This is a genomic window from Pseudoalteromonas sp. S1650 (assembly GCF_005887195.1).
Classification (GTDB): domain Bacteria; phylum Pseudomonadota; class Gammaproteobacteria; order Enterobacterales; family Alteromonadaceae; genus Pseudoalteromonas; species Pseudoalteromonas simplex.
In genome coordinates this window covers 85,819-107,557 of record NZ_PNDF01000047.1, presented here as the reverse complement: position 1 = coordinate 107,557, position 21,739 = coordinate 85,819, and the positions used below count along the sequence as shown (strand labels likewise).

The following is a 21,739-nucleotide window of genomic DNA, read 5'->3' as shown; positions in this document are numbered from 1 at the left end:
TGTTACTTCTCCTCTGGGTGCAGCCCATCTTGATGACCCACTGCATACATAATATGGTCATTGAAACCGGTGGTTACGCGAATATAACCACTTAATTCATCGTCTAACTCACTGTCACCCGTATCGGCAATCAGTGGTCGGCCATTCAAGGCCTGTAATTTAGTTTTAGTAGCCACCACAATAATGTTGTCGCGGCCAATAGCACGAATAAGTGCAGGGCTTAATTGCTGATTACCTCGGCCAAAGATATGGCCTTGGCCACCAATTAGAGTGATCACCAATTTGGTTTCTTTACCTTGTGTGAGCTCAAGTAATTGCTGAGCAGTTAAATCCTGCGCGATAAGCTCTTGATCTGCCACTAAGTCTACACCCAGCAAGGTATTTTCAAGACCCATTTCTTCCATAATTGCCGCGACTGTAGAACCACTGCCCATCACATATAAGCAGTCTTCATCCATTTCACTAACAACATAGGCAGCTATATCGGCAAGCACTAATTCATCGGTTTCTTTACCGCCATTTTTAACTGCCTGTACATAACGTACTTCACTAGGCACTTGCATTTCACCATAGCGCTTAGCTTTTACCGTGCCCTCGCGAAATGCCTCTTCGTCGATATCCATCACATCAGCATCGCCAAGGCTTACAAGTTCACCTTTAACCAGCATCTCAACAACACGCCCAGCTGCTTTTGGGGTAATAGCATAAACCCCAGAATGAATTTTGCAGCCTGCAGGAATACCTAATACAGGAGTGCTATCGCCAACCGCATGACAAACATTGCGGGCAGTACCATCGCCACCTGCAAATAAAATTAGGTCGACACCTTGCTCAACTAACAGCTTGGCTGCCTGCTCTGTGTCATCTGGGGTGGTGATATCGTTTGTTTGGTAAATAACGTGGCTTTGAAAGCCTAGCTGCTTTGCCGTTTGCTCGCCCATTTCACCGTTTACAGTGTAAATGGTTAAATCATCTTGATGGGCAAGCAGCACTTCAAGTGCCGCGCGGGTGCGTAAGTTTGCTTTTGGCTCAGCACCAAGTTGCATTGCTTTTGCGGCGGTATCTGCGCCATCACTGCCCTTTAGTGCGACACTGCCACCTAAGCCGGCAACCGGATTTACAATCAAGCCTAATTTAAACTGCATCAGATAAAGCTCCTGGGTTGCCATGAAAATCGCGCTGCCACGTAAACTGTGCAGCCGTTAGTGGCCATGGGGTTTTATAGAAATCACTCAATGCTTTAAGCAGTGCTGTCGTGCGCTGGTTAAAACCAGATGCTAAAAAGCTCAACACTTGCTGGTGAACGCGCGCTTGAAAATCGAATCGGCAGGTTTGCTCGCCATTTAAATTATCAACCGATACATTAAAATCGAAACCTGCTGCAGTACTGAGCGCCCATTCAATAGCTTGGGGCTTTACTTCAACTGCTTCAAATTCAGCTTGCTGGTGCTTATCACGACCATCTGGGCAATACCAATAGCCATAATCTTCTTTTAACCGACGTGCCTCACCAGCCACCAGCCAATGGGCAATTTCGTGTAAGGCGCTGGCATAAAAGCCGTGGGCAAACACAATTTGGTGATAAGGCGTTTGCTCATCAGCAGGCAGGTAAATAGGTTCATCATCACCCTTTATCAAACGCGTGTTATGGCTTTGATAAAAGGTGTTTTCAAAAATAGCGATTAAGTCAGCAATCTGATGCATACGGCTTGAATTCATCTCGTTAAAAGCGTCACTAAAAACGAGGCGAATTGTACGGACTTTTCACTCCAAAGTAAAAGCAACCGCCCTCAGTTACAGGTATTTTGCGATATCAACATCATCGATTTGCTCTGGGTTTAAATAGCGTTTTGCATACTTTAGGTAAATACCTGATGTTAAGAATAATTTGAATACATCTTCATCAACATGCTGATCGGCTACCATCTTGGCTAAAATATCAATGGCAACACTGAGTGGCTTGGCTTTTTTATAAGGCCTATCGGCCGCGGTTAATGCTTCGAAGATATCAGCAAGTACTAACACACGTTCGGGTATTGATAACTGCTCAGCGGTTAATTTTCGCGGATAGCCTGTCCCTTTTAAAGTTTCGTGATGAGTAGAAGCATAGCGCGGAACTTTAGCTAATTCTTTCGGGAATGGCACACTACCTAGCATACGAATGGTGCTGATCACATGCTCATTGATCTTAAATCGGTCTTCCGCTGTTAACGTGCCTCGTGCCACAGATAAGTTATACACTTCACCAAGGTTATATTTATACTCAGGAATTGCCATGTTAATGCCTAAACTTTCTGGGTACTCAACGGCTTTTTCGTGTGGAATTAAATCACTTGGCTTATCGCTCAGGAGTGACTCTTCAACAGGTAAATGCTGATTTTTCAAATCAGCCATACGCATTTCTTCAAGGGGCGATAAACCTAAACTTGCGTCAAAATGACGCTGCCACTTGATACTAGCAACCTCATGTAAACGAGACAACTGCGCTTCATCCATAAACTCACCACCAACATTACAGGCGGCAATGAAGCTAAAGTCTGCGTGTAACTTCTCTGTTTGTTGCTCAAGCTTTTGTTTAAGCACAGATTGCTGCTCTGGATGGGCTAATAGTTGCTCATAGTAGGTAATTTTTGCATCACGTAGTAGCACTTCAAATCGGGTGCGCACCTCATGAATACGGTTATAAATGGTTTCGAGCTTAGTGCCTTTATCAACAATATGCTCTGGTGTAGTGATTTTACCGCAGTCATGTAGCCACGCTGCTAAGCGGAATTCTCGTCGCTCATCCGGGGTTTTAAAACTGAACTCAGAAAACGCCTCATCTGTTGAACCTGATGCTGCATCAGCAAGCCAAATACCCAACTCAGGCACCCGCTCACAATGCCCTGCCGTATATGGCGATTTATCATCAATGGCTTGCGCTATAAGCTCTACAAACGACTCCATCAACGCTTTTTGTGAGTTTTCATGTTGCTCAATCGAGCGACTCATATCAACCATCGAACTAGCTAAATAATGAATTTCTAGAATATGGCTCGAAAGCGTTGAAACCTCATTGTAGTCACGCTGTTGAATTTTTTTATTCTCACCCACTAGTTTAAGTATTGGGTTAACGATTGAAGAGGCAAAAAACCAAGAGACGGGCAGAAGCAAGAGCAAACATAACCCTGTAACTAATATTGAGATCTGAATCTTTTCTTTAATAATTGCTAATACATCGTTTTTAGCCACAAGAACCGCAAAATAATCAATTTCATCAGATTGCATTTCACTACTGAGTGGCAGTTGCAATACAAACATATATTTCTCAACACCATCCTCATTCACACTTAGCATTTTGCCAAATTGATGTTGTCCATTAGCGAGTCCTATGGTTTGCTCATTTGTTTTGATTATCTTGGATAAGTCATCAAACGAGTGATGATGACCTTGTGTTTTACTTTTAGCGATTATTTCACCATCTCCACGATAAACGTACATTTCGGAAGAAACTAGAAACTGCATTTTTTGCTGTTGTTTAATTAAAAATGCACTCAAGCTAGAACTTGCAACATCAATAGCAAGCACTCCTCCCGTTTGTTCAGATTTTATTGTGTACGTATAACCAGGTATCTTTAGTAGATTAAAAATATACTGTTGAGTTTTGGTAACTGTGCCAACTTTTGCATCGTTAAACCATAACCGCTTTCGAGGGTCGTAATCTGGAGTTTGTTTGTATTTCCTATTTAATGATAGGTTTTCATCTAAATAATATGTAGTTTGATGACGAGACTCACCCTGCCCTAACACCTTAAAAATAAGCCATCTATCTTCAGCTCTAAGATCGTTAGGTTTAGGTAATTGAGCATGACCACGTAAATTCACAACTTCGATGAAGTCACCATTAGCATACCCTAACAATAATGAATGAAAGTCTGGGTGTTTGTTTAATACTTCTATTAGAATATTTCGCAAAGAATTATTTTCATCAAAGTTCCCTGAAAACAGTCTGTTATCGTGGATCATAACACTTAATGTATTATCTACCCGCTGATTAATTCGAGTGATGTGGTCAGCTATTTGTTGGCTGGTTGATTTGAATTGTTCGGTTTTGGTTTGAAGGATTAATTTTTCACTGAAATAATAGTGCAGACTGATCGCCACGATTCCAGTTAGCAAGCTCGCTAGTGCAAATATTAATAACACACTTACGCGTATTGAAATTTTAAATCTTCTTTCATTCTGTGAAAACAATGTGCGACTCCCTGCTAGCTCTAAGTAATTATCCAGATATAAATAAATCTAATACATTTTGCTAAACTTACACATAAACCAAATAATCTAGACTCGTTAAATTTTTACTACTAACTGATTTCTACCACTACCTTTTGCTTCGTAGAGTGCAGCATCAGCTCTAGCTATCACTGATTTTTGCTGCTCCTCTCGCATTACTGTTAAACCAAAGCTAGCTCTAATTAATAATGAAAGCTCTCCAACTTCAAATGGTTCAGTATTAAGCTTGGTGATCATATTTTCGATTATTTTTGCAGCATCAGACACCGAACAAAGCGGTAAAACAATAACAAACTCTTCACCACCAAAACGATAAACATCGTCGGAAGTGCGTAATGACTGAGTTAAGAAAGTAGAAAAAAGCTCAAGTATACCATCGCCAACTTCATGACCATGGTTATCATTGACCTGTTTAAAATAATCTATATCAGCCAAAATAACGCACACTTGCTTCATTTTTTGCTGCTGTTGCTTAGTTATCCGTTGATAGTCTTCATAACTATTATCAAAAGCTCTTCTATTCGGTAATTGAGTCAGTGCATCTTTAAATGCTTGGCTCTGCATTTCTTGCGCTAATTGACCTAGTTGCGTATTTCGAACAAAAAGTTCGCGGCGCATTAGGTGCTGATGGGCTGACATAATCATACCCGTTAAGTTCGCTGCAACATGTGCCAAAATAACCATATACGAGGTATGGCTATTAATTTCTTTTGTAAAAAAGATCACAGATAAAGCTATTAAGCTGTAAGCCCACCCGAAAAATGCCGACAATTTGAAAGGCAGTAACGCCGAAAAGTAAAACGTAATAAGAATAATGACGTCAAAAAACAGATGTAAAACATAGGCGCGGTCAAAAGTATAAGCCATTGATTGCATGCTGATTGATAAAAAAACCATAAACAAAGAAATTGCAAGCTTAAACTGCCTTAGAGTTTGAATGTAAGCAAGAACAACAGCACTAAAGATACAAACTGAGACAATAATGCTACGACCAGTCAAAGCAATATTTGGCCAAAAAAATGATTGGATGATCATTTTATCAAAAAAGGTTATAAAAATAGTGAGAAGCGCGATGGTGCAACACAAGAATTGGGCAATTTTTTTATCCTGTTTAAATTTGCTTTGTAAAAATATTTGCTCGACCTGCAATGAATTAAACTGGCAAGCAAAGCGCTTTATTGTCAGATCTTTGTTTAATAACTTTGCAGCAAATGCGCCCATAAATACGTGCCTAATGAAATGAGTAACAGAGGAATGTTCAAATAAAGAGCTATTCCCCTATTATAGAATGATAGCTCATTAATTAAACTAGTCATTTTGTATAGAAATACCTCAAATTAGCCATTAAAAAGCAGGGATTGGTTACAAAGTATTAATAAAATACTCTTTATTTTTTTACCAAGCATTCTCGCCGGCCTCATCAGACTTGACTATATCGGTTTCTTTTAACGCTTCTCGAATCCAGGTTTGCATGACTGGACACGCAAATACATGCTGACAATAAGCTTGTGCAGCACGCGAAAGCGTAACCTGATACGTTTTAAAGCGCAGTACCACAGGTGCAAACATCGCATCAACAATAGAGAACTCACCAAATAACCATGCATTAGGATACCTTTGCTGTTGAGCCGAAAATATCTCATCGATACGGGCAATATCTTTTTTAGCTTGCTCTGATAATTCAACATGCCTGTTAGCGCGAATATTCATTGGCATTTCATTACGAAGTGCAGCAAAACCAGAGTGCATCTCGGCAGCTAAACTGCGTGCTTTTGCTCTTTGGGCTATTTCACTAGGCCAAGCAGCACCATTTAGATAAGCATCATTGATATATTCACATATAGCGAGTGAGTCCCACACAGTTAACTCAGCATCAATAAGGGCCGGCACTTTTTGCACGGGAAACTTACTTTTTAATGCTTCATAAAACTCAGGCGTATCTAGAACTAATTGTTGTTCTGTAAAAGAAACATTGAATTTACTCAGTAAATACCACGCTCGCAATGACCAAGTTGAGTAGTTTTTATTGCCAATAAATAATTGCATTGTGCTTCCTTTAACGTTTAGATTAGACCCACTATAAAACAGCAATTGGGTAATTACTCGCCAATTGTTTTTATGTTAACTATAAGAAATGCTGATACATTATGGATATTGATGCCCTCAGGACTTTTTGCGCCTTTGTTGATACAGGCAGTTTCACCCGCGCTGCAGCACAAATTTGCAGAACCCAATCTGCAGTAAGTATGCAAATGAAAAAGCTGGAACAAGACCTCGCAAGTCCACTATTTGAAAAGCAAGGTCGTCAACTGGTGCTAACCCATCAAGGCCACCAGCTAGCAAGCTATGCAAAGCAATTGATAGCGCTTCATGATGAAGCCTTTAAGCAATTAAAAGCTGGCACTGGCAATTTACGTGTGCGCATTGGTTGTCCTGACGACTATGCCCACTCTTTACTACCAGAGCTTGTTGATGCTTTACATCAACAGTTTAATGCACTGGATTTACAAATAAGCTGCGCCCCAAGCACTGAGCTTAGAGCCAAACTAGACCAAGGTATGCTCGATTTGGTAATTGCCACTCGCTCGCCAGACAGCGAAGAAGGCTACTTATTACAATCAAGCCAAGGCGTGTGGGTGAAAAGCCCCGCTTTTGAGATTAAAGAGTCAACCCCACTTCCTATCGCCTTGTTTCAACGTGACTGTAAGTTTCACCAAGCCAGTATTGAGGGTCTATTAAAAACCGAGCGTCGTTTTAATATTATTGCCTGTTGTGGCTCAGCGGGAGCGTTACATGGCTTGATTGAACAGGGACTAGCAATCGGCAGTATGGCACGAATAAGCATGCAATCAGGTGTGGAAGAGCTGAGCGACAACTCCCTTCCGACACTGCCTGTTATTGATATCGTCCTACTTTACGGTAATCATGCCCACAACCCTCTCAGTCATGAACAGCTTAAGCAGCTTGTAGATTTGATTAAGACATAAAAACATATCAAGCTATAGAAGTTTTACTAACTTACGAGTTCTATTAGGCTCAGTAAGGTATAAAAACTCTGTTAAATCATGGGCACTATTGATCAGCATATGTTGCTTAGGTTGAGTTAATTGCCAACTTTCTGTTGCAGAGGTTGCCAAATCAATACGCTGGAAATTAATAGTATCAGCATGCTCCATTGTGACCGCTAATTGCTGATTACTTACAGATATACCAATAATATCATTGTTAGCTGCCTGCCAAACAGTCTCAATATCTCCTCGGCTATTAACTCGAAACACTTCGTTGCTATTTGAAAAATAGATTTGGTCTTGCTCATCTAAATCCATGCCATAGCAGCTTAAACGTTTCCCTGAGCCTGTAAATGGTGTCAAAGTTAGGCTTGTTAAATCGAATTTTGCAGGGTGAAATGTCTGTCCATCCTCTGCTCGATATGAAACTAAAATCGCGTCTTCATTGTGATACATTTGTCTCAAATAGAAAGAATGATTGCCGTGAGGAATTGTTTCATAAGTACCACTGCTTAAATCAATTTTGAACAATGTATCTTTACTTGCGGTGTAAACCTGCCGTGCGTCCAGGCTCCAAACAATGCCAAATAACTCATGATTATCAGGGTTAGCAAAAATGCGCGTTTGCTTGCCATTATCGTATAAAAACAATTGTTTTAATCCAAAACGATGAGACTCAAAAACAAATTTCGTTGAGTCTGGCGAAAATACAGGTAAAAAGTCGATTGATGAGGTATCAACGAGTTTGGTTAGAGTGTCAGGGTTAGCACGTGTTTGGCTAACAATATCTACATCAACATTCACTAGCTCCATCAAAATAGCTTCAGAGTCTGGCGTGTACTGGGCATCACGAATTATTTGATAATTATTAAATGAAATTAACTGAAGCTCACCATCAAGCTCTAGATTAACAAGCTGATTTCGTTGGCTAATCAATAGCGCTTGATTGTTCGGGTGCCAACTTAACCCTTGAATACCGTTTTCTATGATGGCAATAGTTTGTATTTTTTTACTGGCAAGGTCGAGTACATCAATACGGTATTTGTTTTGCCCCGCTTCAATACCCATTGCGACTTTACGGCCATCTTTCGATAACGCATTAACGAGTAACCAATCTTGCTGTGTAGCGACTAATAAGTGTGTCTTTTGTTTAGATTCTAAGTTAAGTGAAACGAGTCGAGTATCGTTGTTTAGTTTATCTTTTTCTATGTAATAGAGCAGCTTATCAGCATGCCAATCGATGTGGTGACTGGTTACAACGGTGTCATTAAGAACACTCACCGTCGCTTGTTCTAATGGCTGAAAATTTGATAAATCAATGCTTATCGTGTTTAGATATTGTTTCTGCTCTGTGCTTTTCACAAACGCAATCGCATTATCTGAGGTCGACCACCCCAAAGCATAATAGCTTGCTGCGTCCTTAGTCAGCCTCACTTCTCGCTCTGTCGCAAGCTCTTTAATCCAAATCTGCTGACTTCCTTTCTTACCTCTAACAAAAGCGAGGTACTTACCACTATGTGAAAGTGACAAATTTGCTTCATTTAGTTCACTCGAAGTGAGTGGCATCAACTGAGTAAAGTGAGCATTATCTTGTTGCTTAGGCACTAGTTGCCACGCAATAGCGATAAGGCTTGCTAGTAAAACAAACAGCAACCTAAGATGTTGCGCTTTTAGTTTTTTGCTTTGCCCCTGTGTTGCTTTTTCAAGGCTATAACCACGCTTAGGGTGTGTGATTATAAACTGTGGATTTTTAGCATCTTCTTGGAGTGCTTTTCGTAGCAATGCGATACAGCGCTGAACCGAACTTGGGTTGTAGGTAGCATTAGGCCACACTTTTGCAAAGATTACTTCTTGGCTTACAACTTCACCTTTATTTAAATAAAGAGTATGTAATACATCCATGACCTTTGGCTCGACTATTTGCTCATAATCTTGCGATGAAATTAAACATCGACTCTCATCAATTGCAAATTTACCGATTCGATAACGCGCCACTTACTTCTCCAATAAATATTTACGAATCAAAGATTAAGGTTTTCTTAAGAGAAACTCAAGGGTTACTCCATTGTCACTTTACTCTGGCTATTAGATTGTTTTTGCTATCTCAATATAGGTAATAAAAATAATGTATAAATATTTATCAACGCTTACTATTTTCATCAGTGCTTTTTTAATTTTTCAAATTCAGCCGATGCTTTCAAAGCAACTTCTACCGCAATTTGGGGGTGGTGCCTCTATCTGGTCAGCGAGTTTAGTGTTTTATCAAGTCATGTTACTTATTGGCTATTTCTATGCGCATAACATGGTTCGCTTTCATATTAAGTTGCAGGTAGTCTCCCATATAGTTTTAGTCACCTTTGCCACACTCATTGTTGTGACAGAATTTGCAGTCCCAAATCTCACAAATTGGCCACCTGCGCTTGCGGTGTTTGTTAATTTATTTATAGAAATTGGTCCAATATTTATTCTACTGAGCGCTACCAGCGTTCTTTTACAAAGATGGTATGTGCAAACTGCTTCAGCACAGGTGCCTTACCATTGGTATTCCATCTCAAACTTGGGTTCTTTACTGGCGTTAATAAGCTACCCACTCGTTTATGAATTACTATTTTCTTTAGAGCAGCAAACTACTTACTGGCTATTTGGACTCATCAGCTACTGCTTGTTATTAGCACTTCTAGTAATATTTTTACTAAAAAAAGCACCCGATTTATCAAGAGCGTCGATTCAAACTAGGCCTATCACGCTCTTAAAAGGTAAAGGTCAATGGCTGTTATTAAGTGCCTTAAGCTCAGCCATGTTGGTATCTACCACGCATATGATCAGCACTAATATTCCACCCATGCCATTACTTTGGTCGTTACCTCTTGTAATTTACTTGCTCACTTTTAGTTATACGTTTGCTAACAAAGCAAATTATCAGCGTAATGTGTGGGCATATGCGTTTATATTTTCGGCTTTTGCAGGTCTGCTGATGTTTTATTTTGGCAGCTTATTCAATGCCCTAGCCCAGCTTTTAATTTACAGTCTGATTCTAATAACAAGCTGCATGATTTGTCATGGAGAGCTTAGAAACAAAGCCCCTGAAAACGAGCAATTTACCGTTTTTTATTTTTATATCGCCCTTGGCGGTGTGTTAGGGTCGCTTTTCAGTACGCTCATTGCCCCATTGCTATTTGTTCAGATTGACGAGTATGTACTTACTTTAGCGGTTATTTTTAGTTTTGTGTCTTACTTCCAAATAAAAGCTAAAACAAAGACAAACCAGCTCAAATTCACTCTCGCAACCAGCTCAGTTACTTGGTTAGCATGCTATTGTTTTTTAGCGGTAAACTTTAACCAATATAACGTTGCTACTAGCCGCAACTTTTATGGTTATTTAGCGGTAAAAGATATAAACACACAATTAATAAAAGAAAGGCGCTTAATTGACGGCACCACGATTCATGGCTCAGAGCCACTAAATCCAAACCAACAGTTTGAGCAAAGTTATTACCATCAGCATACTGGTGTCGCTAAATCACTTGCCATACTAAAGCAACACAGCGCACTAAACATTGGCGTCATTGGTTTGGGTGCAGGCGTTTTAGCGCGGTTTGCAGACCAACAGGATAGTATTCACTTTTTTGAGTTAAACCCAGCTGTGGTCGAGATGGCAAAGCGCTATTTCTCATATTTAGAAAACAGTGAAGCTAAGCTCACAGTCAGCTTAGGGGATGGTCGTATTGCGCTAAAAAATAATGCGGACGAAGTATTTGATGTCTTGATAATTGATGCATTTTCAAGTGATGTAATTCCTGCGCATTTACTAACCCAAGAAGCAATGTCACTTTATTGGCAAAGGCTCAATGAAAATGGCGTATTGATTGTGCATATTTCAAATAATCATATCGACTTACTGCCTGTATTACAGGCACATAGCCAACACTTTAATAAGGCTATGTTAAAGTTTAGCTATCAAGGCCATAGCCCATCAGACATAGGCTCAGACTGGGTGGTGCTAACTGATAATCAGGCTTTTTTAAATCGTGTATCTATCAGTGATTTGTCGCCTATTAAACGCTACCCACATAGCGAGCTGGCAATGTGGACGGATAGCAAACACAGCCTACTCCCCTTATTAAAATTCTAACAGGCATAAAAAAGCGCGATGATAATCATCGCGCTCATTAACTGCGTTTTCTTTATTTAAGACTGCGCTTAAATCGAACCTTTTATTGGTCCATGTTCGTGGTTTACATGTGGATTTTGACCACGTTGGCGCAATAAGTGATCCATTAAAGTAATCGCCATCATCGCCTCAGCAATAGGAATTGCACGAATACCTACACATGGATCATGACGTCCTTTAGTGATCATCTCTACCGCTTCGTTGCTGGTATTAATGCTATTACCCGGTATGGTAATGCTTGAAGTTGGCTTAAGTGCGATAGAGGCAATGATATCTTGCCCTGTCGAGATACCTGCAAGTACACCGCCCGCGTGATTTGATGTAAACCCGTCTGGAGTTAACTCATCACGGTGTTCAGAGCCCTTTTGCTCAACCACATCAAAGCCATCACCAATCTCAACGCCTTTTACCGCATTAATGCTCATTAATGAGTGTGCAAGCTCTGCATCAAGGCGATCAAATACTGGCTCACCAAGACCAACAGGCACATTTTTAGCAACCACTTTAACTTTAGCGCCTACCGAATCACCTTGTTTTTTTAGGTCGCGCATGTACTCATCAAGCGCTTCTAGCTTGCTGGTGTCTGGAAAGAAAAATGCATTGTTTTCCACTTCATCCCAGTTGTAATCTTCAGCTTTAATTGGCCCAAGCTGGCTCAAACAAGCACGCACTTCAATATCGTGAAATTGTTTTAGGTATTTTTTTGCAATTGCACCCGCCGCTACACGAATCGCCGTTTCACGGGCAGAAGAGCGACCACCACCTCGGTAATCACGGATACCGTACTTATGCCAATAGGTATAATCACCATGACCTGGGCGAAATACATCGGCAATTTTGCCGTAATCTTTTGAACGTTGATCGGTGTTTTCAATCAGTAAACCAATGCTAGTACCAGTGGTTTTACCTTCGAACACACCTGAAAGAATTTTTACTTCGTCACTTTCGCGGCGCTGTGTTGTATATCGACTTTGCCCCGGCTTGCGACGGTCTAAATCAATTTGTAAATCGGCCTCGCTAATTTCAAGACCTGCGGGTGTGCCATCAACAACGCCGCCTAATGCAACGCCGTGGCTCTCACCAAAGGTGGACACTTTAAATAGTTGCCCGATGCTATTACCTGCCATTAATTTTCCTCATTCCTAATGACTACTGAGACCGAGCCCTCAGGCTCGGCTTTTAAAACCTGCTGTTAATCTGCGAAATAGTTAACAAGTTGCTGTTTGCTGATCACAAACACGCCAAGACCACCTTGTTCAAATTCAACCCACTCAAACGGAGCGCCCGGGTACAGCTCTTCCATATGTACCATAGAGTTACCAACTTCGACAAATAACAAACCGTTATCAGTTAGATGCTCTGCGGCTTCAGCTAAGATGGTGCGAGTAACATCAAGACCATCATGACCCGATGCTAAACCAAGCTCTGGCTCGTGATGGAATTCACGTGGTAAATCAGCCATATCTTCAGCATCAACATACGGTGGGTTAGCTACGATCAGGTCATATTTTTGACCCGGGACACCACTAAACACGTCTGACTGAATTGGCAGTACACGATCATTCAGCATGTAATCGCTAATATTAATATCAGCAACTTCGAGCGCTTCATATGAAATATCAACCGCATCGACCTGCGCATCTTCAAATGCTTGTGCAAGTGCAATAGCGATACATGCAGAGCCGGTACATAAATCAAGTATGCGCATTACTGAGCTTGGCTCTTCTAACCAAGGTGCAAAGCGATTATTAATTAACTCTGCAAATGGCGAACGTGGAATTAACACGCGCTCATCAACATAAAACGGCATACCTGCAAACCACGCGGTGTTGGTCAGGTACGGTACTGGCGTACAATCATTAATACGTTCTGCAATAAGTTCAGCTAAGCGGTTTTTCTCGGTGCTGGTTAAACGCGCATGCATAAGCTCTTTTGGCGCATCGATTGGCAAGCTTAATGCTGGTAATAGTAAGCTAACTGCTTCATCCCACGCATTATCTGTGCCGTGCCCAAAGAAAATACCACTGCTGGCAAATTGACTGGTTGTCCAACGTAACCAATCATGCAACGTTGAAAGTTCTGCAATTGCCTCGTCTAAAATTGCGTCTTCTATCTGGAAATGGTTCATGTATGTTCCTTAACTTTCAAAGTCTGTTCTGACGCGTATTGTACCGTCTTTTCAGTTGGTTTTTACTCGATTTTTAGCGTTTTTTTGTTTAGACTGCCGCCATGAAAAAAGATCCCCACGCCAACAACCACATTAGCACTGACGATATTGACTTATTTCGTCAGAGTATCAGTGGTGCCAAAGCATTTAAACAAGACACTATTCGATTCACCAATAAGCCTAAAGTGTCACAAGCGAAGCAATTTTCCCAGCAAAAAAAGCAACATCAGGCAGAATTTTTCTTTTCTGATGAATATGTACCAGACATCGACACTCATGGCACCGTAAGTTATGTCAAACCAGGTCACGATAGCTTTTTAGCAAAGCAACTTCGCCGTGGAGATTACCCACCTGAGTTAACCCTTGATTTACATGGTTTAAATAAAGAATTAGCCAAAGATGAGTTGGCAGGTTTAATTCATGAGTGTAAAAAACAGCATTACTATTGCGCTTGTGTTGTGCATGGCATTGGTGAGCGCATACTTAAACACAAGGTACCGCAATATTTAGTTCAACACCCTGATGTGATTGCTATGCACCAAGCGCCTCTTGAATTTGGTGGTAAAGGTGCTGTACTTATTTTAATTAATCTTCCACAAAGTGATGAGTTCAGACGCTAACGTCTTCTTGTCATAAGGCCTAAAGTGCATATTTTTTCGATTATCTTTCCACTGATTTTTATCGTGTTAAGTGGTTACATCAGCTCGCGAAGCACGTTTTTATCGAAAGAGCATATTGCAGGGTTAAGTAAGTTTACTTTTTACATTAGCGTGCCTGCTTTTCTATTTTTAAATATGGCCCAAGCCGATTTACAAAATAGTGTATCTATTGCAGGCTTTTTGAGTTTTTACATCCCGGTATTGGCCATTTACGCTCTCGGCTATGTTATTGACCGCTACCTCATTAGCAAGCAATCTGCGCCGTCACGTCATGCTGTATTTGCCCTTGGCAGTAGTTACTCAAATACGGTACTGGTAGGTTTGCCTATTATTATTGCAGCACTTGGGCAACAGATGGTCGGTATTGTATTTATGATCATCACTTTTCATAGCGCACTTTTGTTTACCCTCACCTTTTTGCTCAGCGCTAAATCGCAGCAAACATTCTCTTGGCGAGCATTTGCTAAAAACATGCTGCTCAATCCAGTCGTGTTAAGCATCAGTAGCGGCTTGGCTGTTAACCTACTTGGCTTTACACTTTTTGATGATTTTGCAAATGGCCTGAGTCTACTTGCGAAACCTGCCATTGCCTGTGCGTTATTTGTATTAGGGGCAAACCTTGCATTTTATAAAGTGGCCGACAACTTACAAGCATCACTCATTGCAACCATCATCAAGCTTTTAGTGTTACCGTGCGGGGTCTACTTTTTTGCAGGCAGCGTATTCAACCTAGAGCAATCATTACTGAACGTGTTAGTACTTTTAAGCGCCTCTCCTCTAGGGGTCAACGCTTATCTAATCGCCAATCAAATTAAGCAACACCAAGCGACACTGGCAAGTAGCGTCGTGCTTTCAACAGTATTGAGTGTAGTGAGCTTTAGTGCTTGGTTAAACGTATTACTCTAGCTAGAAGTCATTACTAAAAATATTGAAAAAGCAGTATTTAATATATTCGCTATAATGAACTTGACTTATAATTGCACAACATCGTCTTTTAACTAATCACAAATTTATAAGCACCACTTTAGAAAGGCTTTCAGTGAAAACGATTTTACGGCATCAACGAAACTTATATAGCATTTTAATTTGCATCATTTTCGTCATTGGTTACGCATCTTATCTCACTATAAGTAATATAGTGGCTGAACAAAGTCGCTTACAACAACAGTCTATTGCCCCTGTTTTTTCATTGGTTGTCGAAGAACTCTACAAGCCTGTTCATACTGCTCAAGCCTTAGCGAGCACAGGAAGCTTAAGTAACTTACTTACTGATAGTGAACTAGACCAAGCCGCCATTCTAAACCACTTAGAACAGCTTCAGGAAAATTTAAATATGCTCGTTTTTGTAGCAAGTGAGCAACAACAAATGCAATTTAATTCTGATGGCACAACGATTGATTTACAAAAAGAGAATATCGAGTGGTATCCAAAAGTAAAAGCAATGCAAGGCGATACCGTTGCTATCTTAGGAAACCGCGAGAACGTACATTTATACGTAGATATCAAAGTTTATTCTGAGCAAGGCGACTTTTTAGGCTTTATAGGTGTAGGTAAAAGTCTTCAGTCATTTTGGGAAGCTTTTCAACAATATAAAGCTACACATGGCTACGACTTACTTTTTGTCAATAACGTTGACGAGGTGGTGCTTTCATCTCATCGAGACTTTCAAGCACAGTTTACTGATATTGTTAACTTAAATGAACTTAGTTGGTTCAAAAATGCGGCACAAGAGCTGGCCAACATGGAGAATTTGAGCAGTATCATTATCCAAATAGAGCAGGATGATCATGTTGTTACGCAATTCAACTTGCCCCAGCTAGATTGGCGAGTTTTTTTAATATCGCCTATGGCTAAAAGGCAAGCAGAAATTAACTATGCATTTTTCAGTCACAGCGCTCAATTGGCTGCAATTTTGTTTTTCTTATTATTGTTTATTTATGCTGCATTTGCTTATCAACGTAAAAGTATTGAGGCAAGAATAAACATAGATCCACTCACAAAACTAGCGAATAGAGACAAAATAAACCACTGGTTTGAAGAACATACCGAAAAAGAGAATAGCCTCGCTTTAATCATGGTTGATATTGATCATTTTAAGAACATTAATGATCTGTATGGTCATAATACCGGAGATAAGGTTATTAAAGAGGTAGCAAAAATACTCAGAAGCAACTTAGGAGAGCAAGATGTTGCTAGCCGTTGGGGAGGTGAAGAATTTATTATTTTTATGCCTAACACAAGTCTATCGGTTGCGAGCCAGTTAGCTGAAAAAATTAGAAAAGACATTGAGTTAAATTTATTTACCGTAAATAGTCAATCATTAAAGGTGACGGCAAGTTTCGGAGTTACTCAAGCACAAAGAGCTGAAAAACTTGAGAGCATTGTAGCTGATGCTGATAGAGCGTTGTATGAAGCAAAGCAGCAAGGCCGCAATCGTGTGTGTAAAGCTTTTTAACTTAACGACTTAAAGCCCGCCTGATACATCGATAAAACTGCCTGTTGTGAATGAGGCTTGCTCACTTGCCAAAAAGTAAATCGCTGAGGCGACCTCTTCTGCTTCACCACCACGCCCTAGCGGCAACTTAGATTTTAACCTATCAACTCGGTTTACTTCACCGCCATCACGGTGCATATCGGTATAAATAAGGCCTGGCCTTACCGCGTTTACCCGAATACCTTTACTCGCCACTTCTTTGGCAAGGCCAATCGTGAAAGTATCAAGCGCTCCTTTGGATGCGGCATAATCTAAATATTCATTTGGCGAGCCTGTGCGTGAAGCACCCGATGAAACATTGACAATACTGCCTTTGTCCATACGCTTTATTGCTTCGCGCGCGCACAGAAAGGCGCCAGTAACATTACAACTTAAAATAGCGTTGATACGCTTAGCATCCATCTCTAATAACGGCATTTGCGGCATCATCATCGCTGCGTTATTAACTAACACATCTAACCGCGAAACCTGAGCATCTAATTTAGCGAACATGGCGAGTACTTGCTGCTCATCGGCAATATCAGCTTGCAACAAATAAGCATTCACGCCAAGCGCTTTAATCTCATCAGTGACCTGCGCTGCACTTGCGTGATCTGACTTATAGTTAATACACACATCGTAGCCATGTTTAGCAAATAGCTTTGCTGTCGCTGCGCCTATACCGCGGCCGCCTCCGGTAATAAGAACCACAGGATTCGTGCTCATTCTGACTCCTTGAAAACTAACTTAAACTGCTCACACACCAACGGCATTTCTGGGTGACATTGATACTTTGTGCCCGCGAGCTCTCGCTGATAATAATCCCAATGCACACGCTGCCAGTACTCAAGGCTTTTGTCGCCCTCGCCTTCTAATGCAGCGTAATCGGCGCTTATTTGATTATATGGGGTAATAGTTACAGAGACGGTTTCAATAATACCGAGGGGCTGTCCCTGCCAATTGGTAAAAATGGCTAAATCACCAACTTCAGGAAGGGCTTCATTATTGGCTTTAAACCAATAAAGTGAAGGAGTTGTTGCTTGTTTTACGCCATTTAAAACCAGCAATGCACAGTCATTGGCATCTTGCTCATTGTCGCAAAAATGCCAATGTGGCAGTTCAATCAGTTCGCGCCCTGATTGCTCATTAAAGCGAGCAATCATCTGCGCGATACGCTGCTCGTTACTTAATGGCTGCAACGACAGAAATCTCTACAAGTAGTGCGTCACGCGCCATTTTTGCCTCAACACAAGCGCGAGCAGGCGCATGACCTTGTGGTACCCAAGCATCCCAAACTGCATTCATCTGTGCAAAGTATTCCATGCTTTTCAAGTAGATTGTGGCGCTTAGCATGTGCTCTTTGCTACTACCTGCTTCAATAAGTAGCGCTTCGACCTTATCCAGCATGGTTTGAGTTTGTTCGGTGATATCTTTTTCGGCATCAGCACAAACTTGGCCGCATAGGTAAACTGTGCCGTTATGCTTAACGATGCGGCTCATACGCGCACCGGTTTGTAAACGTTCGATTGTCATAGTAAGAACTTAAAAAATTAACAGTGGCGCTAATTTAGCAAATCCACTGTTAGATTTCGACGTTATTTGGCGAGTGAATACTTAGGTAGTGACTGCGCTGTTTGTGTTCATCATATTCGATAACAGCAATCGCCCCGGTATTGAAAATAGGCATATGACCTGGACTTAACTGATCAACTAAATAGCTAACAATAGGCATATGAGCAACGACCAACCAAGTATTGCAGTCTGGATGCATAGCAATCAAGGTTTCGAGGTAATCAGCGGCAACTTGCGGCACACCATCAGGGGTAATGTCGTTACAGGTTTCATTAAATTGTAACGAAATATGTTGCGTAGCATCGGCAGCTGTTTGTTGAGCACGAATGTAAGGACTTACCAACAGAGCATCCGGTTTATGATGTGTTGCTAACCATTGCCCCATTCGACTAGCTTCTTGGTGACCGGTCTCGGTCAGTTGTCTTGCTGCATCATCTGCTTGCATTGGCGTAGCTTCGCCATGGCGCATGATTAAGATTGTTTTCATAAAAAATCAACCGATTAAAGAATATAAAACAGTAGCCAGTTTGCTTGATTGTTCGCTATATTAGAATATCATCACTAGATACATTAAACATCCGCTTATGATATTCAGGTAGATTTTCGTAGCTCTGTCTTTTTTAGCTTTCCTGAAAATATCATCTGTTGTTAGGACATTAACGCACTCTTTCAGGAGCATCTTTTGAATATCAGCCGCAATGATAACAGAACATATCAACCCCTAACACTGGACAATGGTCTAAAAGTACTTTTAGTGCAAGACTTAGAGTCAACAAAATCAGCGGCTTCTATGGCAATTAACGCAGGCCATTTCGACGATCCTCTTGACAGACAAGGCCTTGCGCACTTTTTAGAGCATATGCTTTTTTTAGGCACTGATCTGTACCCAGAATCGGGCGGATTTTCTAATTTTGTATCGCAATCTGGTGGCAACACCAATGCCTGGACTGGCACTGAGCACACTTGCTACTTCTTTGATATAAACAGCCAGCAGTTTGCTGAAGCACTAGCACAGTTCAGTCGTTTTTTTATCGCACCACTACTAAATCCTAAAGAGACTACAAAAGAACGCAATGCCATAGACGCAGAATTCAAACTAAAAATAAAAGATGATGGCCGACGAATTTATCAGGCTCACAAAGAAACGGTGAACCCAGCACACCCTTTTGCAAAGTTTTCGGTTGGTAACCAGCAAACCCTCGCGGATCGTGAGGGCTGCATCAGTGATGAGCTTCGTGCTTTCTTCGATAGTCATTATCAGGCTCAGTGGATGACACTGGTGGTCTGCAGCAATGAAGATATTGCGACCATGACCACCTGGGTAAAACAGTTATTTAGCGAAATAAAAGGTCAGCCAAAAAGTAAAGAGATTATAGAGCAGCCACTTTACCGTAAACAAGACTTAGGTAAGGTGTTACACATTGAGCCACATAAACATATGCAAAAGCTCATTATTAGCTTTGCGATGCCAAATATAGATGACTTTTATCGTCACAAAACCGTTAGTTTTATCGCTCACTTACTTGGCTACGAAGGCAAAGGATCGCTGTACTCTATTCTAAAAGAGCAAGGCTGGATCAATGCCCTCTCAGCAGGTGGTGGCATTAATGGCAGTAACTTCAAAGATTTTAATATCAGTATGGCGTTGACTGATGAAGGTATTGAATACTATGAAGATATCGTCGAAATGGTGTTTGAGTATATCTGCTTAATTAACCAAAACTGCGATAAATTGCCACGTCTTTATCAAGACAAAAAGAACCTCTTGCAAATTGCCTTTGATAACCAAGAAAAAGCTCGTTTAATTGATTGGGTGAGTAACTTAAGCATTAATATGCAGCATTACGATGAAGCCAATTATGTGCAAGGCGATTATTTAATGGAAGGCTTTAACCGCTGCGCTCATGAAATTGCCATGCAATGGCTAACACCTGATAACATGCGCTTGGTACTCATTCATCCAGGTGTTGAGCCTGAGCACACTACAGCTTGGTACAACACCCCTTATAAAGTAGAGGACATTTCAACAAGTTGGTTAGAAGCACTAAGCGAAATAAACACGCCATTACCACAGATGTGCTTACCAAGCGCTAACCCATACCTCACCAAAGAGGTTGAGTTATTGCCTTTAGAAAAGCCAACTAAATCACCAGAGCTTTTAGTCAAAAGAGAGGGCTTTGATTTTTGGTTTAAACAAGATGCGACTTTCAGAGTGGCAAAAGGGCATTTTTACTTAGCGATGGACTCAACCTTTGCGATTAAAGATGTTAAGCACATGGCCCTTACCCGCTTATTTGCAGACTTGTTTATGGACAGTGTGGCTGAGCAGTTTTATCCGGCTGAGCTTGCTGGCCTTAGTTATCACTTAACCTCTCACCAAGGCGGGTTAACTCTACACACTGCCGGTCTTTCATCGAGTCAGTTAGAGCTGGTTAATGAGTTACTTGAAGCACTCTTTAATGTTGAAATCTGCGCAAAACGCTTTGCTGAGTACAAAAAGCAGCTCGTTAGACATTGGCGAAACAGCAATCAAAACAAACCTGTTAGCGAGCTATTTAGTATTTTGGGTGCGCAAATTATGCCATGGAACCCAGAGCCGAATGCCTTAGCGCAGGCTTTAAAAGATACGAGCTTCCATCAGTTTAATTGCTTTAGAAATGAGTTTTTTAAAGCCTTGCACGTTGAGTCTTTTTTACATGGTAACTGGCAACGCTCTGATGCGCTTAAGTTCCAAAAACAAGTGACTGAGCACTTAGCTGGCAGCACCACAATTATTGATTTAACGCGACCACTAAACGATATAACCGAAGTAGGTCAACAGCGCTTCATGTTAAATTGCAGCGATCATGCAATGGTACTGTACTATCAAGCACAAACGGATGACACCAGCGAAAAAGTGCAAATGATGGTACTTAACCATTTAATAAATCAAGATTACTTTAATGAGCTAAGAACAAAGCAACAACTCGGCTATTTAGTTGGTGCAGGCTATGCTCCGTTTAATACCCGGGCGGGTATCGCATTTTATGTGCAGTCACCTAAGCACAGTGCTGATGAGATACTTCAGCGTCACCAGCAATTTATTGATAATTATGTATCACAAGTAAACAGCATTTCTGAACAGCAATGGTTAGATACCAAAGCGGGTCTTGTCACACATATTGCTGAAAAAGATAAAAATTTACGCTTACGCTCGCAACGTTTATGGTTGGCAATCGGTAATCGCGATACTGAATTTAATATGCAACGGCAGCTTTTAGAGGCACTTGATAAGTTAAGCCTTGCTCAAATGCAGCAGTATATTACCGAAACCTTTAGTGAAAACAGGCCAAGAATAGAACTTTTAAGTGAGCCAAAGGCCAAAAAACAGCCAAAAACAACCCTTTCTTCGCATTCTCTTTGACTCGAACGCGAGCT

17 protein-coding genes and 1 pseudogene are annotated in these 21,739 nt (G+C 41.0%); 6 read left to right on the top strand and 12 right to left on the bottom strand.

All coding sequences use genetic code 11. The annotated features are described in order from the left end of the window. Positions 1 to 2: 2 nt before the first annotated feature. The 5 genes and pseudogenes from CWB80_RS14980 to CWB80_RS14960 form a co-directional block, all read right to left on the bottom strand. The gene (locus tag CWB80_RS14980) at positions 3 to 1,145 is read right to left on the bottom strand and encodes an ATP-NAD kinase family protein (RefSeq protein WP_138598994.1); all 1,143 of its coding nucleotides are present in this window, start codon (positions 1,143 to 1,145) and stop codon (positions 3 to 5) included. Next, positions 1,135 to 1,704 carry an elongation factor P hydroxylase gene (locus CWB80_RS14975; protein WP_138598995.1) on the bottom strand — a complete coding sequence of 190 codons (570 nt, stop codon included), beginning with the start codon at positions 1,702 to 1,704 and terminating at the stop codon, positions 1,135 to 1,137. The genes CWB80_RS14980 and CWB80_RS14975 overlap by 11 nt, the downstream gene beginning before the upstream one ends. 90 nt (positions 1,705 to 1,794) lie before the next feature. Beyond that, positions 1,795 to 3,402: pseudogene (locus tag CWB80_RS14970) on the bottom strand (HD-GYP domain-containing protein); the annotation flags it as partial. A gap of 927 nt (positions 3,403 to 4,329) precedes the next feature. Next, the gene (locus tag CWB80_RS14965) at positions 4,330 to 5,493 is read right to left on the bottom strand and encodes a GGDEF domain-containing protein (RefSeq protein WP_138598997.1); all 1,164 of its coding nucleotides are present in this window, start codon (positions 5,491 to 5,493) and stop codon (positions 4,330 to 4,332) included. Positions 5,494 to 5,667: 174 nt separating this feature from the next. Further along, the gene (locus CWB80_RS14960) at positions 5,668 to 6,318 is read right to left on the bottom strand and encodes a glutathione S-transferase family protein (RefSeq protein ID WP_138598998.1); all 651 of its coding nucleotides are present in this window, start codon (positions 6,316 to 6,318) and stop codon (positions 5,668 to 5,670) included. A gap of 101 nt (positions 6,319 to 6,419) precedes the next feature. Between CWB80_RS14960 and CWB80_RS14955 the strand changes: the two genes are divergently transcribed. Beyond that, complete coding sequence (locus tag CWB80_RS14955; RefSeq protein ID WP_138598999.1) at positions 6,420 to 7,259, top strand: LysR family transcriptional regulator; 840 nt, start codon at positions 6,420 to 6,422, stop codon at positions 7,257 to 7,259. A gap of 12 nt (positions 7,260 to 7,271) precedes the next feature. Here the strand turns inward: CWB80_RS14955 and CWB80_RS14950 are convergent, their stop codons facing one another. Then, positions 7,272 to 9,275 (bottom strand): winged helix-turn-helix domain-containing protein, encoded by a 2,004-nt coding sequence (locus tag CWB80_RS14950; protein ID WP_138599000.1) that lies wholly within the window; start codon positions 9,273 to 9,275, stop codon positions 7,272 to 7,274. Between the two features lie 130 nt (positions 9,276 to 9,405). Here CWB80_RS14950 and CWB80_RS14945 point away from each other — a divergent pair, with 130 nt between their 5' ends. Next, positions 9,406 to 11,412, top strand: coding sequence for a fused MFS/spermidine synthase (locus CWB80_RS14945; RefSeq protein WP_138599001.1), 2,007 nt, complete (start codon positions 9,406 to 9,408; stop codon positions 11,410 to 11,412). 68 nt (positions 11,413 to 11,480) lie between these two features. On the opposite strand, the gene aroC is transcribed toward CWB80_RS14945, so the two are convergent. Together aroC and prmB are read right to left on the bottom strand one after the other, a co-directional pair. Then, positions 11,481 to 12,578 carry a chorismate synthase gene (gene aroC, locus CWB80_RS14940; RefSeq protein ID WP_138599002.1) on the bottom strand — a complete coding sequence of 366 codons (1,098 nt, stop codon included), beginning with the start codon at positions 12,576 to 12,578 and terminating at the stop codon, positions 11,481 to 11,483. Between the two features lie 65 nt (positions 12,579 to 12,643). Further along, on the bottom strand, positions 12,644 to 13,579 hold the full coding sequence (prmB, locus tag CWB80_RS14935; protein ID WP_138599003.1) for a 50S ribosomal protein L3 N(5)-glutamine methyltransferase: 936 nt from the start codon (positions 13,577 to 13,579) through the stop codon (positions 12,644 to 12,646). 101 nt (positions 13,580 to 13,680) lie between these two features. Between prmB and smrB the strand changes: the two genes are divergently transcribed. From smrB to CWB80_RS14920, 3 genes are all read left to right on the top strand, one after another. Further along, entirely contained in the window at positions 13,681 to 14,238 is a 558-nt protein-coding gene (smrB, locus tag CWB80_RS14930; RefSeq protein ID WP_054553197.1) for an endonuclease SmrB, read from the top strand. Positions 14,239 to 14,262: 24 nt separating this feature from the next. Beyond that, a complete protein-coding gene (locus CWB80_RS14925) occupies positions 14,263 to 15,183 on the top strand; it encodes an AEC family transporter (protein WP_054553198.1) in 921 nt (306 codons plus the stop codon). 232 nt (positions 15,184 to 15,415) lie between these two features. Further along, positions 15,416 to 16,732 (top strand): sensor domain-containing diguanylate cyclase, encoded by a 1,317-nt coding sequence (locus CWB80_RS14920; protein ID WP_138599004.1) that lies wholly within the window; start codon positions 15,416 to 15,418, stop codon positions 16,730 to 16,732. Positions 16,733 to 16,741: 9 nt separating this feature from the next. Here CWB80_RS14920 and CWB80_RS14915 read toward each other — a convergent pair whose 3' ends face one another. The 4 genes from CWB80_RS14915 to sixA are packed head-to-tail and all read right to left on the bottom strand — an operon-like array spanning position 16,742 to position 18,809. Beyond that, positions 16,742 to 17,476, bottom strand: a complete 735-nt coding sequence (locus CWB80_RS14915; RefSeq protein ID WP_138599005.1) for an SDR family oxidoreductase — start codon at positions 17,474 to 17,476, stop codon at positions 16,742 to 16,744. Further along, positions 17,473 to 17,949, bottom strand: coding sequence for an ASCH domain-containing protein (locus tag CWB80_RS14910; RefSeq protein WP_138599006.1), 477 nt, complete (start codon positions 17,947 to 17,949; stop codon positions 17,473 to 17,475). The genes CWB80_RS14915 and CWB80_RS14910 overlap by 4 nt, the downstream gene beginning before the upstream one ends. After that, complete coding sequence (locus CWB80_RS14905) at positions 17,933 to 18,283, bottom strand: RidA family protein (protein WP_119853457.1); 351 nt, start codon at positions 18,281 to 18,283, stop codon at positions 17,933 to 17,935. Before CWB80_RS14905 ends, CWB80_RS14910 begins: the two co-directional genes overlap by 17 nt. A gap of 49 nt (positions 18,284 to 18,332) precedes the next feature. Beyond that, complete coding sequence (gene sixA, locus CWB80_RS14900) at positions 18,333 to 18,809, bottom strand: phosphohistidine phosphatase SixA (RefSeq protein ID WP_054553202.1); 477 nt, start codon at positions 18,807 to 18,809, stop codon at positions 18,333 to 18,335. A gap of 195 nt (positions 18,810 to 19,004) precedes the next feature. Between sixA and CWB80_RS14895 the strand changes: the two genes are divergently transcribed. After that, on the top strand, positions 19,005 to 21,725 hold the full coding sequence (locus CWB80_RS14895) for an insulinase family protein (RefSeq protein WP_138599007.1): 2,721 nt from the start codon (positions 19,005 to 19,007) through the stop codon (positions 21,723 to 21,725). Positions 21,726 to 21,739 lie beyond the last annotated feature (14 nt).

Excerpts from the sequence above, each read along its gene's own strand:
- prmB (WP_138599003.1), bottom strand. The coding sequence starts at position 13,579 with ATGAACCATTTCCAGATAGAAGACGCAATTTTAGACGAGGCAATTGCA.
- CWB80_RS14955 (WP_138598999.1), top strand. The coding sequence starts at position 6,420 with ATGGATATTGATGCCCTCAGGACTTTTTGCGCCTTTGTTGATACAGGC.
- CWB80_RS14965 (WP_138598997.1), bottom strand. The coding sequence starts at position 5,493 with ATGGGCGCATTTGCTGCAAAGTTATTAAACAAAGATCTGACAATAAAG.
- CWB80_RS14975 (WP_138598995.1), bottom strand. The coding sequence starts at position 1,704 with ATGCATCAGATTGCTGACTTAATCGCTATTTTTGAAAACACCTTTTAT.
- aroC (WP_138599002.1), bottom strand. The coding sequence starts at position 12,578 with ATGGCAGGTAATAGCATCGGGCAACTATTTAAAGTGTCCACCTTTGGT.
- smrB (WP_054553197.1), top strand. The coding sequence starts at position 13,681 with ATGAAAAAAGATCCCCACGCCAACAACCACATTAGCACTGACGATATT.
- sixA (WP_054553202.1), bottom strand. The coding sequence starts at position 18,809 with ATGAAAACAATCTTAATCATGCGCCATGGCGAAGCTACGCCAATGCAA.
- CWB80_RS14915 (WP_138599005.1), bottom strand. The coding sequence starts at position 17,476 with ATGAGCACGAATCCTGTGGTTCTTATTACCGGAGGCGGCCGCGGTATA.
- CWB80_RS14945 (WP_138599001.1), top strand. The coding sequence starts at position 9,406 with ATGTATAAATATTTATCAACGCTTACTATTTTCATCAGTGCTTTTTTA.
- CWB80_RS14905 (WP_119853457.1), bottom strand. The coding sequence starts at position 18,283 with ATGACAATCGAACGTTTACAAACCGGTGCGCGTATGAGCCGCATCGTT.
- CWB80_RS14960 (WP_138598998.1), bottom strand. The coding sequence starts at position 6,318 with ATGCAATTATTTATTGGCAATAAAAACTACTCAACTTGGTCATTGCGA.
- CWB80_RS14980 (WP_138598994.1), bottom strand. The coding sequence starts at position 1,145 with ATGCAGTTTAAATTAGGCTTGATTGTAAATCCGGTTGCCGGCTTAGGT.